Below are 12,749 nucleotides of genomic sequence, written 5' to 3'. Positions count from 1 at the left end.
TCAAACACCGGGAGATGAGCCGTGCGTGGCGCCGCCCGTCGTTCAGCTAATATCAATGTCATGTTCAAGGCCGTCGAAAAGGCGGCCTATGGACTTAAACGCGACTTCGGTGAAGTCGAAAACCTTCAGGTATCGATGAAGGGCCCGGCAGATTTCGTCTCTGCGGCCGATCACCGTGCCGAAAAACGTCTGCGCGAAGAACTTGAACGTTCCCGTCCGGGCTATGGTTTCCTTATGGAAGAAGGCGGCGAAATCAAGGGCTCCGATCCGGAGCACCGCTGGATCATCGATCCGCTTGATGGCACCACCAACTTCCTGCACGGCATTCCGCATTTTGCGATTTCCGTGGCCCTGCAAAAGGGTGACGAAATCATTGCTGGCATCATTTACGATGTCGCCAAGGATGAATTCTTCTGGGCCGAAAAAGGCGTTGGCGCCTATCTTGATAACCGTCGCCTGCGTGTTTCGGGCCGCCGTCGTCTGAACGAATGCGTTCTGGCATGTGGCGTTCCCCATATCGGGCATGGCGATCACGCCGCGTTTGAAAAGCAGCTGCATTCGGTCATGGATCGTTGTGCCGGTGTGCGCCGCATGGGTGCCGCATCGCTTGATCTGGCCTATGTCGCCGCCGGTCGCTTTGACGGTTACTGGGAATCTCATCTTAACGCGTGGGATATCGCCGCAGGCCTTCTGATGATCACCGAAGCAGGCGGATATGTCCGCGATGCCAAAGGTGGCACCAACATGCTTGGCACCGGCAGCGTCGTTGCCGCCAACGACTATATCCAGCCCGTGCTGGCCAAGACGCTTAAAAAAGCCGTTACCGAATAAGTATCAGCTTTTATTACCGTTTTTTGAAAGGGCATCCCTGCTTTCGCACGGATGCCCTTTTTTTCATTCACGTACATGTGCCGGTCAAAGCGGTTGTTCATCATCAAGCTCTAAGCTATGGTACTTGCCGTCTGATCATGGATTTATCCGCGTGAGCAGACCGGGGTGGCACGCCAAACAAAACGATGTGCCAAAAGATCGACACAAAACTGTGCGTTATAAAAAAACGTGTTCAAACACAGGGTAACAAGGGGCCTGCGATTTGATGATGGGGTATTCCAAGATTTCGGTGCTGGCATTCATGGCCGCACTGGGCGGTAACGTGGTTGTCAGTGGCGGCGCATCCGCACAGCAATACACCCCCGTATCCGTTGACAGCAACGTACAGGTAAACTGGGATGTTGCCGACGGGTTTGGCGGACAACCGACCGTACCGAACTATCTTTCACCCTCGGTTCCGCGTGACCATATTTCGATTGCCGGCAGCGACCTGATCTATCCTGAAACCCGCCCGCATTCAGAATTCCTTGCCGCCGACCGCTTTGCGCAGGATACCGGTGGCGCAACCTATGGCGACGGATTTGAAACCGTTGTCATCGACGGTTCGGGCAGCAACGACGTTCCGACACAATCGCAGTTTTACGGCGTTCCCGGTGTCACCACCAGCCCATCCTACGATGATGGCGCAAATCAGGTGATCGCCCTTAACCGGCCCCAACCCACCGCCGCACCACGCGCCAAACCGGCCAGCCCGGCCGCCGCACAGGCAGCCAGCGGCAGCGCACCGGTCCCGCTAAGCAAACCGACCCCGGCACCAAAACCGGCCCCCGCGCCAGCTGCGGAAATGGCCGAGGCCCCCAAGGCCGAACCGGCCCCGAAAGTCGAAACCAAACCGGCCGAGGTCGAACCACCCAAAGCCCCGCCGCTTCCGGCCGAGGACACCAAACAGGCACCACCGCCGCCCGCACCTGAGCCGGTTGTACCGAACAAATCAAACGTGCCAGACGCACCAAGCCCGGCACCTGACACCACGACCTCGCCGCAGGAAATGCTGGAACAGCGTTCCGACAGCCAACCGTCGGCACCCGCTGCACCGGCACCGGTTGCAACCGCGCCGAGCACACCTGAACCTGCACCCGCACCGAAACCGGCCGCGGAAACCGCCGCTGTTCCGCCTGCGGCCAAGGACCCGGTTGCATCCGCACCATCTGGTGCCGGTGAATACAGCCTTGCCTTCGGTTCCGGCAGTTTCGAGCTGAACAACGCCGCCCGCGCCCAGCTTGACAGCATCGTCAAGAACATGGGCAGCGATGAAAACATGCGTATCCAGCTTCAGGCCTATGCCGAAGGTGATTCCAACAACGCCAGCAAGGCACGCCGTCTGTCGCTTTCGCGTGCCCTGCAGGTCCGTTCCTACCTGATCGACAAAGGTGTGCGGTCCACGCGCATCGATGTCCGTGCGCTGGGCGCCAATGTGCCGTCCGGTCCGGCTGATCGTGTCGATATCAAAACCGTTCAACGCTAGGATTGATCCGTCATGAGCAATAATTCGGCCAACGGCATGGCAACCCTTCCTGTCGTGACCAAACCGGGAAGCTACCTGACGCGGATGGGGATTTTCATCGCCATCATCGCCGCCGTCGGTGCCTTGCTGTTTCCGGCACTTTCCGATGCGTTCATGGCCAACGCCGTTCTGAACGGACTGATCCTTGGCGTGTTTGTTGTCGGTGTGATCTATACCTTCCGCATGGTTGCTGGCCTGTCGGCCGAAGTCACCTGGATCGAAGATTTCCGTCGCAACCGTCCGGGCCTGACGTCTCAGGTCCCGCCGAAACTGTTGCTGCCGATGGCCCGCATGATGGCCGAACAGCGCCGCGACCGTCCGCAACTTTCGACCATGGCGACCCGCACCATTCTGGACTCGATCCGCTCGCGTCTGGATGAAAGCCGCGAACTGTCGCGCTATGTTGTCGGCCTTCTGGTCTTCCTTGGCCTGCTTGGCACCTTCTGGGGCCTGCTTCAGACCGTCAACTCGGTTGCCAATGTCATCGGTGATGTCAATGTTGGTTCGGGCCAGAATATCGATCTGTGGTTCAACGAACTGAAACAGGGCCTTGCCGAGCCGCTTGGCGGCATGGGAACGGCGTTCTCGTCCTCGCTCTTCGGTCTGGCCGGTTCGCTGGCGCTTGGACTGATCGACATGCAGGCCGGTCAGGCCCAGAACCGCTTCTTTAACGAACTTGAAGAATGGCTTTCGGGCTTTACCCGTCTGTCTTCGGGCGGTCCGGTGTCAGACGGGGAACAGTCGGTTCCGGCCTATCTTTCGGCCCTGATCGAACAGATGGCCGATAATATGGAAGGGTTGCAAAACTCGATCCAGCGGTCCGAAAGCTCGCAGATCAAATCGCACAACACCCTGATCGACCTAGCCGACAAACTTTCGACCCTGACCGATCAGATGAAGGCCGAACAGCAGCTTATGGTCAAGCTGGCGGAAAACCAGATGCATCTGAAACCCGTGCTTGATCAGCTTTCCGATTCCATGAAAATCGGCAGCTTCGGCATTGATGACAATACCCGCGCCCATATCCGCTCGCTCGATAACACCCTTGCCCGCGTTGGCGAGGAACTGACCATGGGCCGTCAGCAATCGACCCAGGAAATCAGAAGCGAGATCAAGCTTCTGGCCCGCACCATCGCCGCGATCGCCGAGGAGGGCTGATCGCATGACCGGGTTGTCACGCCGCCGAAATCGCGACGTCAACACCTGGCCTGGCTTTGTTGATGCCCTGGCCACGCTGTTGATGGTGATCATTTTCCTGCTGATGATTTTCGTCGTCGCCCAGGTCTATCTGGGTGCTGCCCTTTCGGGACGTGATCAGGCATTGAATGACCTGACCGCACAGGTGAACGAGCTGACCAATCTTTTGTCGCTCGAACGCACCAACAATCAGCGCATGGAACTCGAACTGACACAGCTCACGACCGAGCTTTCCAACACCAGCGACCAGCGCGACGATTTGCGTGACCGTGCCGCCGCCCTCGCAAGCCAGCTTTCCGCCGCCGAACTGTCTGCGGACGAGATGGAAAAGAAACTTCTCGCCGCCCTTGCCAATCTTGAGGAAAAAGAGGCCGAGCTCAGCACCGCACGCGAAAAAGCCGACGAACAGCTTGCCGATCAGGAAACCCGCATCGAAGAGCTTTCCGCCCTGCTGGCCTCGCGCGCCGCCGAACTCGAAGACGAGAAAAAGCTCAGCACCGAGGCACAGGCACAGGTCGCCGCCCTGAACCAGCAGATGCTGGCCCTGCGTCAGCAGCTTGCCCGCATCGAAGCCGCCCTCGAAGCGTCCGAGCGCGAGAACGAAGAAGCCCAGGCCCAGATCGTCAATCTCGGGCAGCGCCTGAATGCCGCCCTTGCCACCAAGGTCGCCGAATTGCAGCGTTATCGTTCGGAATTCTTTGGCCGCCTGCGCGAAGTTCTGGGCGACCGTCAGGATATCCGCGTGGTGGGTGACCGCTTTGTCTTCCAGTCCGAAGTCCTGTTCACATCCGGCTCCGCCGATCTGGGCGAAGACGGTCAGGAACAACTGGCAAAACTTGGCGATACCCTGAAAACCATTTCGGCCGAAATCCCCGACGATATCGATTGGGTCATGCGCGTTGATGGTCACACGGATAAAGTACCGATCCGTAACCTGAAATTCGCGTCAAACTGGGAACTGTCGGCGGCACGTGCCATTTCGGTGGTCAAATTCCTGATCGAACGCGGTGTGCCGCCAAACCGGTTGGTTGCTGCGGGCTTTGGCGAATATCAGCCGCTTGATAACCGCGACGACGAAATCGCCTATCGCCGCAACCGCCGTATCGAATTCAAGATCACCGAACGGTAAGACCGGCACCATAAAGATCACCAACGGCACCCCATGCGGGTGCCGTTTTTGTTCTGGCATCATTCCAACATATTGAAAAATTTGCGGAACCAATCAGCGCATCGGCACGTTGGTTAGACAGGGAGCCTTTCAGTAAAAGGAGGCCACAATGTCCATCCTCAGGACCCGAAACGAAACCGTTGGCGTTTTTCATGACCTTCCCGCCCTGCAAAAAACCGCAGAGGATCTGGAAGAAGCCGGCTTCAAGCATTCCGACCTCAGCCTGCTTGCGACCGAACGCACCATCGAAGACAAACTGGGCCATGTCTATCGCAAGGTCGAAGATATCGATAACGATCCCGACATGCCCCCGCTTGCCTATACCGCCCCCACCCCGATTGGCAATGCGGAGGGCGTCCTGGTCGGTGCCCCCATGTATGCCGCCGCCTTTGGTGCCGCAGGCGTCATGATCGCCGCGGGTGGCCCGATTGCACCAACCATTGCCGCCATCGTCGGTGCCGGTGGCATCGGTGCTGCGGCCGGCGGTGTGGTGGCCGCCATGATCGGCAAAAAATATTCCGGCGAATTGCAGGACGAGCTTGATGACAACGGGTTGTTGCTATGGGTTCAGACCCCCGACGAAACAAAGGAAAACCGCGCCAAAGATATCCTTGCCCGCCATCAGGCCAAACTGATCGGCACCCACGAGGTGGCTGATCCGCACACCAAACGCGATATGCTTTGATCACCTGCTCTGAATAACCGTCTACAAAAGAAGCCCCCGGCAAAGGCCTGTGGGGCTTTCTTTTTTTCTGGTCTGTATCGCACGATCCCACTAAATTCACCCGCTCTGCCACCGCATTTCCCATCCATCCGTTTTACCTGTTTGACGGAGCCACCATGCTGCGCGATATCTCGCCCCAAAATCTGTTCATGGGCATTCTTGCCGCCTTTGTCGGCTCGGCCAGTTCCTTTGCCGTCGTCCTTCAGGGGCTTGGTGCCGTTGGTGCAACGCCCGATCAGGCAGCATCGGGCCTGATGGCGCTATCGGTCGCGATGGGGCTGTGTTCGATCTATCTGTCACTGCGCACCCGCATGCCGATCAGCATCGCATGGTCCACCCCCGGTGCGGCATTGCTGGCAACATCGGGCGCGATTGACGGCGGTTTTGCCGTGGCCGTCGGGGCGTTTATCATTTGCGCGATCCTGATCATCATCTGCGGCATCTGGAAGCCGTTGGGCCGTGCGGTTGCCGCCATTCCCGCCCCGCTTGCCAATGCCATGCTGGCCGGTGTGTTGCTGGGCCTGTGTCTGGCACCGATCAAGGCGGTTGCGTTCAATCCGCTTCTGGGCCTGCCGATTGTCATTGCCTGGCTGGTGGTCGGGCGAATCAACCGCCTGTTTGCCGTGCCTGCCGCCTTGCTGGCCTTCATCATTGTCATGGTGATCGGCGTGGACTTCCCCGAAAACACGCTTGGCAGTCTTGGCGGTGCCATCGTGCCGCCGGTCGAATTCGTCATACCGGAATTCACATTGGCCGGTCTGGTCGGCATTGCCCTGCCTTTGTTTATCGTCACCATGGCATCGCAAAACATTCCCGGCACGGCCGTTTTGCGCGCCAATAACTACGATACCCCGCCCGGCCCGCTTTTTGCCACCACCGGCTTTTTCTCGTTGCTGGCCGCCCCCTTTGGCGGGCACGCCGTCAACCTTGCCGCGATCATTGCCGCCCTGTGTGCGGGCGAAGATGCCCATCCCGATCCGAAAAAACGGTATTGGGCGGCGGCCTTTGGCGGGGTGTTTTACATCCTGTTCGGATTGCTGGCCGGGCTTGTCACCGCCTTTGTCAGTCTCGCCCCCTCGATCCTGATCGAAGCGGTCGCAGGCCTCGCCCTGATCGGGGCGTTTTCCGGGTCTGTGGTTGCCGCCTTCAAGGATGATGACGCCCGCGAATCTGCCGCCGTGACCTTCCTTGTCACGGCCGCCGGTCTATCCTTTTTCGGGGTTGCCGGGGCGTTCTGGGGATTGCTGGCCGGCGGGCTGATCTATTTCCTGACCCATCTGCGCAAAGCTAAAGCCAGCTAAAACAAAAGGCCCTGCTGATAATCAGCAGGGCCTCTTTTATTGGCGCAGTCAAAAATCAAACTGGCTCCGGGATCGTCAGATTGCCATTGGCATCCAGTTCCCAGAACGGGTTATACGCCACTTCCCAAGCATGGCCGTCCGGATCGCGGAAATATCCCGAATACCCGCCCCAGAACACCTTTTCCGCCGGTTTCTGAATGACGGCACCGGCTTTCTTTGCCTCTGCCATCACCGCATCAACCTCGGCCTCGTCACGGGTGTTATAGGCAATCGTCAGACCGGCAAAACGGGCACCGGTATCATCATCAAACTGCCCGTCCTTGATCAAATCTTCCCGGCCAAACAGGCCAAGCGCCAGCCCGTTGGACAATTGATAGAAAACCACCTGTCCCTCGACCATCTCGCTGACTTTCCAACCAAGTCCGTCCTCGTAAAAACGCCGCGACCGGTCAAGGTCGGCCACGCCAAGCGTAATCAGCGATACACGTTGATCCATTTCATGCTCCAACTCTCAGGGTCAAAACCCGCGCCGACCTTAACACCCGACTTTGATGTTGCCGAGGATAGACTCGATCACATCGGCAATTTCGCACCGCAGCACGACCGCAATAAAATTGCGCGCAAATCGGTACCGGAATAAGTAAATATCAAGTTGACCCAACGTCAACCAGTGCAATCAGGCGTTTTGCACATTGCAATGCGAGTTGATTTGAAAAAAGGTCAGCATTCATTACCATTATTCCGTCAGACAGCGATCCGTCCCGACCAAACGCCAAAGCCGGAACGCCAATGACGCAAAAGAGAATTTTACGGGCCATACCAAAAAGCTGCGCGTAAACTTATATCAATAAAAGCAGCGCAACTGGCCCGCACGACCCCGCAATCAGAGAGAGATCCCGAGGGAGACTGGTCATGGCACAATTGGCGGCAATTAGCCTTGATGACAAATATACGCTTGAAGAAGGCCGGGTCTATTTGACCGGTATCCAGGCGTTGGTTCGATTGCCCCTGATGCAGCGCCAGCTTGACGCGCGCGCAGGACTGAACACTGCCGGATGTATTTCCGGTTATCGCGGGTCACCACTGGGGGGCCTTGATCAGCAGCTTTGGCGCGCCAAAAAATTCCTGACCAGACAGCAGATCGAATTTCAGGCCGGTGTGAACGAAGACCTCGCCGCCACCGTCGTCTGGGGCAGCCAGCAGGTCAATATGTACAAGGACGCCAAATATGATGGCGTCTTTGGCATGTGGTACGGCAAGGGGCCGGGCGTTGACCGGTCGGGCGATGTTTTCAAACATGCCAATTATGCCGGTACATCCAAACATGGCGGTGTTCTGGTTCTGGCCGGTGATGACCATTCCTGCAAATCATCCACCCTGCCCCATCAGACCGAATATGCCTTTATCGATGCGCAAATCCCGGTTCTGAACCCGTCTGGCGTGCAGGATATCCTTGATTTCGGTATTCACGGCTGGGCCATGAGCCGCTATTCCGGTTGCTGGGTCGCGATGAAAACCATCGCCGAAACGGTTGAAAGTTCGGCCGCGGTCGATGTCGCGCCGGATCGCATCACGCCGATCATCCCCGATAATTTTGCCATGCCCGAAGGCGGGCTCCATATCCGTTGGCCCGACACGCCAAAGGATCAGGAACATCGCCTGATGAAATATAAACTCTATGCCGCCCTTGCCTATGCGCGCGCCAACAAGCTGAACAAAACCGTCATCGACAGCCCGAATGCACGGCTTGGCATCATCACGACCGGCAAGGCCTATCTTGATGTCATGCAGGCATTCGATGACCTTGGCATATCCGAAGCCGATGCCGCAAAAATCGGCATCCGCGTGCTGAAGGTCGGCATGAGCTGGCCACTCAACCGCGACGATGTGCGCGAATTTGCCATGGGGCTTGAGGAAATCATCGTCGTCGAGGAAAAACGCGCGGTGATGGAAAACCAGGTCAAGGAACAGCTTTATAACTGGCGCGAAGATGTCCGCCCGACCGTGATCGGCAAATTCGATGAAAAGGGCGAATGGATTCTGCCCTCGATGGATGAACTGACCCCGGCGCGCATCGCGGTTGTTCTGGCACAGCGCATCAAGCGTTTCTATGACAGCCCGAAAATCCACGAACGCATCGACTGGCTGGAACAGAAGGAACGCGAAATCGCCGAACCGCGCCCTGATGTCGCGCGTATTCCGTGGTTCTGCCCGGGTTGCCCGCATAACAGCTCGACCAAGGTGCCCGAAGGCAGCCGTGCCATGGCCGGGATCGGGTGCCATTACATGGTCAACTGGATGGACCGTTCGACCGAAACCTTTACCCATATGGGCGGCGAAGGTGTCACCTGGATCGGGCAGGCCCCCTTTACCAATACCAAGCACGTCTTCCAGAATCTGGGCGACGGCACCTATTACCATTCCGGGTCGCTTGCGGTGCGCGCCGCCGTCGCGGCCGGTGTCAACATCACCTATAAAATCCTGTTTAACGATGCGGTCGCCATGACCGGCGGACAACCGGTTGACGGCCCGCTGACCGTGCCGCAAATCACCCGCCAGATGGCCGATGAAGGCGTGAAACGCATCATCGTTCTTTCCGACGAGCCCGATAAATACCCGGTTCCGTCGCATTTCGCCGATGGTGTTGATATCCGCCACCGCGACGAACTGGACAATACCCAGAAAGAACTGCGCGAAATCGAAGGTGTCACCATCCTGATCTTTGATCAGACCTGTGCGGCTGAAAAACGTCGTCGTCGCAAACGCAAACTGATGGTCGATCCGCCCAAACGGGTCTTCATCAACGATCTGGTGTGCGAGGGCTGCGGCGATTGCGGTGAAAAATCCAACTGTCTTGCGGTTGTGCCGGTCGAAACCGAATTTGGCCGCAAACGCGCCATTGACCAATCGGCCTGTAACAAGGATTTCTCCTGCCTGAATGGCTTCTGCCCAAGCTTTGTCACCATCGAAGGTGGATCACTGCGCAGACCCGAAGCCGCCGCCAAAAGCGGTAATGCGGGCGATGCTGTCTTCGCCAGCCTGCCGCGCCCGGCCCTGCCCGATATCACCGACCCTTGGTCGGTTCTGATCACCGGGGTTGGCGGCACGGGTGTCGTCACCATCGGTGCCCTACTTGGCATGGCCGCCCATATCGAGGGCAAGGGTATTGTCGGCCTTGATATGGCGGGACTGGCGCAAAAAGGCGGTGCGGTCGTAAGCCACATCCGCTTTGCCGATACGCAGGAAAAACTCCATGCCGCCCGCATTCCGGCGGGCGAGGCCAATGTGGTGCTGGGTTGTGATCTTCTGGTCGCGGCAAGCTTCGAAGGCCTTGCCAAGATGCGCCGCAACTTTACCCAGGCGGTCATCAACACCCACGAAACCGTCACCGGTGCCTTTACCCGCAACCCCGATTTCCAACTGAAATCGAACGAGCATATGAAGGTCATTTCCGATGCGTGCGGTGCTGATGCGGTGAACTTCGTCGAAGGTAGCGATATCGCCACCCGCCTGATGGGCAATTCGATTGCGACCAACCTGTTCATGCTGGGCGTTGCATGGCAGCGCGGCCTGATCCCGATCACCGAAGAAGCCCTGATGCAGGCGATTGATCTCAACGGTGTCGCGATTGATATGAACAAGCAGTCCTTCTATTGGGGCCGCCTGTTTGCCCATGATCCGAAACGCGTGCTTGATGTCATCGGCCCGAACGAGGCAGAAGCACATCCGATTGCCACCACGCTTTCGGAAATTGTCGCCAAACGCAAGGCCTTCCTGACCGATTATCAGAACGCGGCCTATGCCAACCGGTTCGTCGCACTGGTCGACAGGGTTGCGGCGGCTGAAAAACGCCTTGATGATGGCGATGATCTCGCCCGGACGGTGGCGAAATATTACTTCAAACTGCTCGCCTACAAGGACGAATATGAAGTCGCCCGCCTTTATACCGATCCGGCCTTCAGGGCCAAACTCGCCAAAAACTTCACCGGCGATTACAAAATACGTTTCCATCTCGCCCCACCGGCCTTCGCCGACAAGGACCCGGAGACCGGCCATCTGAAAAAGCAGGCCTTTGGCCCCTGGATGATGAGCGCCTTTGGCATTCTTGCCAAATTCAAGTTCCTGCGCGGCACGGCAATCGACCCGTTCGGTCGTACCCATGAACGCAAAATGGAACGTCAATTGATTGCCGATTACGAGGCACTGGTGGACGAGGTCATCAACGGTCTTAACCATGACAATGCCCGCATTGCCAACGCCCTTCTGGCCCTGCCCGAACAGATCCGGGGTTACGGCCATATCAAGGATCGCAATATCGACAAGATCAAAACCCGCAAGGCCGAACTGCTTGAACAGTTCCGCAACCCGCCGGAACATCTGAAAGCCGCCGAATAATCGGCCTTCCAAAATCAAAGGGGCCGCATGATCAGATCAGCGGCCCCTTTGTTTGATGATGTTACTTACGCCAGTCTTGGCCGTGGCCCGCCAAACGGGAAATGCAGATCGGGCAGAACCCGTGCCGCACGACGGCGCAGATCACGCACCGGATGTTCGCGAAGCTGTCGGCTGCGGTAACTGGCGATCATGTCATCGGTCGCCTGATAGCCATCGTCAATCCCGCGATCAAGGTTCTCCCACGTCCAGTCGTAATTGATATGGGGTGAAACCGGGATTTCGATGATGTCGATCTTCCGCCCGCTTTCGGCGACTTCACGCTTGAAGGCCTTGACGGCATCCTCGCTTGCCGATGCGGCAAACAGCATGATCAAGTTGTTAAGCGCGTCATAAAGATTTTCCGGCTGACGCACCTGCTTAAGGTCCAGAATACGGCTGACCCAGACTTCCTCGACATCGGGATGATGATGCAGGAAATCAAAGAAATTGACCGTATCAACCGTCGCCCCCTCGCAATAGGTATCGCCGTTTATTTCAACCGGTTCCTCGATAAACGGCAGGGCCGAACAGGCACAAAGCGTCTGCGCATTCATCTGCGGCAGATTGTAATGATCGGGCTTGTTGGTGAACAGCTCCAGCCGCTGCTGTGTCAGGTTATAGGCATTATGGAAAAGGGCCGGTTTATCGGGCTGATACAACCGGTCAAAATCAAGCCGATCCAGGAACATGCTGTCTGGCGAATAGATTTTCGCCAATCCCTTGGTTTTGGTCTGGTACATCGCGCCCACCATAAAGCGCGACAGCGGATTGACCGCCAGAATACCATTCAACAGCACATCGTTAAGGTTATGGGGCGTCCAGTATTTCGGATTGCCCATGAAATGGCGGACATGCTCGGCGGCTTCGGCCATCGCTTCTGGCACGATCAGCCCCTGATAACTGTCCGGGTTAAAGAAATAGGAAAGCCGGTTGGCGAAATCGGAAAAGAAATCCGGCGCAAAGGCCGATGCAATCGGAAAGCGGTCATAAACGCTTGCCGGGCGGAATATCTTGCGGAAAAACCCGATGGTCTGATCAAGTTCCTGTCCCTCGTCCGCCTGATGCCAGGCCACAGATAACCACGCACCGATGCAGGCAGAAGACCAGATATCGAACGTGATATCGGGTTCCTGCTGAAGTCGTTTCAGAACCCCGATACTGAGCCCGACGGCAGGTCCACCGCCGGACAAAAAGATTGCCCGTTTGACTTTTCTCACAGCTATCTCCCACTCATTTGCCGTTAAACGGCTGAACACCCGAACGCTGCGTTGGAATAACGCCGCAGTTGCCAGCGCTTCCACCCAGGAGATATCGGCCCGTCTTGCGCGGGCCTATGAAGCTAAGAACGATTATAACCTATTCAATATTTAAGATAATTTACCATTCGACATCAATCTTATGAAAGTTTGGAACAAATATAGACTATCGAATAGTGTGAAATCGCAAATGACTATACCAGTAAAATGCTTCGTAACTTTTATTTCACTATTGATGTGACGGTCGTCACAGGCAGAAATATACTTCCATGAT

The 12,749-nt window shown here is 57.0% G+C and carries 9 protein-coding genes; 7 read left to right on the top strand and 2 right to left on the bottom strand.

Annotation, left to right across the window (positions count from 1 at the left end):
• Nucleotides 1-21 precede the first annotated feature (21 nt).
• The 6 genes from IT971_RS06830 (at nt 22) to IT971_RS06805 (ending at nt 6,785) form a co-directional block, all read left to right on the top strand.
• The gene (locus IT971_RS06830) at nt 22-831 is read left to right on the top strand and encodes an inositol monophosphatase family protein (RefSeq protein ID WP_007092445.1); all 810 of its coding nucleotides are present in this window, start codon (nt 22-24) and stop codon (nt 829-831) included.
• Between the two features lie 265 nt (nt 832-1,096).
• The gene (locus IT971_RS06825; RefSeq protein ID WP_063094407.1) at nt 1,097-2,356 is read left to right on the top strand and encodes an OmpA family protein; all 1,260 of its coding nucleotides are present in this window, start codon (nt 1,097-1,099) and stop codon (nt 2,354-2,356) included.
• Nucleotides 2,357-2,368: 12 nt separating this feature from the next.
• Nucleotides 2,369-3,553, top strand: coding sequence for a hypothetical protein (locus tag IT971_RS06820; protein WP_007092447.1), 1,185 nt, complete (start codon nt 2,369-2,371; stop codon nt 3,551-3,553).
• A 4-nt stretch (nt 3,554-3,557) separates the two neighbouring features.
• Complete coding sequence (locus tag IT971_RS06815) at nt 3,558-4,721, top strand: peptidoglycan -binding protein (protein WP_037990863.1); 1,164 nt, start codon at nt 3,558-3,560, stop codon at nt 4,719-4,721.
• 148 nt (nt 4,722-4,869) lie between these two features.
• On the top strand, nt 4,870-5,445 hold the full coding sequence (locus tag IT971_RS06810; protein ID WP_063094409.1) for a hypothetical protein: 576 nt from the start codon (nt 4,870-4,872) through the stop codon (nt 5,443-5,445).
• Between the two features lie 155 nt (nt 5,446-5,600).
• The gene (locus IT971_RS06805; RefSeq protein ID WP_063094411.1) at nt 5,601-6,785 is read left to right on the top strand and encodes a benzoate/H(+) symporter BenE family transporter; all 1,185 of its coding nucleotides are present in this window, start codon (nt 5,601-5,603) and stop codon (nt 6,783-6,785) included.
• A 55-nt stretch (nt 6,786-6,840) separates the two neighbouring features.
• On the opposite strand, the gene IT971_RS06800 is transcribed toward IT971_RS06805, so the two are convergent.
• Nucleotides 6,841-7,281: a VOC family protein gene (locus IT971_RS06800; RefSeq protein ID WP_063094413.1), complete on the bottom strand. Its 441-nt coding sequence runs from the start codon at nt 7,279-7,281 to the stop codon at nt 6,841-6,843.
• 416 nt (nt 7,282-7,697) lie between these two features.
• Here IT971_RS06800 and IT971_RS06795 point away from each other — a divergent pair, with 416 nt between their 5' ends.
• The gene (locus IT971_RS06795) at nt 7,698-11,180 is read left to right on the top strand and encodes an indolepyruvate ferredoxin oxidoreductase family protein (protein ID WP_063094415.1); all 3,483 of its coding nucleotides are present in this window, start codon (nt 7,698-7,700) and stop codon (nt 11,178-11,180) included.
• 65 nt (nt 11,181-11,245) lie between these two features.
• Here IT971_RS06795 and IT971_RS06790 read toward each other — a convergent pair whose 3' ends face one another.
• On the bottom strand, nt 11,246-12,436 hold the full coding sequence (locus IT971_RS06790; protein ID WP_007090955.1) for a patatin-like phospholipase family protein: 1,191 nt from the start codon (nt 12,434-12,436) through the stop codon (nt 11,246-11,248).
• Between the last annotated feature and the right edge of the window lie 313 nt (nt 12,437-12,749).

This window comes from Thalassospira sp. B30-1, from assembly GCF_015767575.1.
Lineage (GTDB): Bacteria > Pseudomonadota > Alphaproteobacteria > Rhodospirillales > Thalassospiraceae > Thalassospira > Thalassospira xiamenensis.
This window is presented reverse-complemented; position numbering and strand designations above follow the sequence as displayed.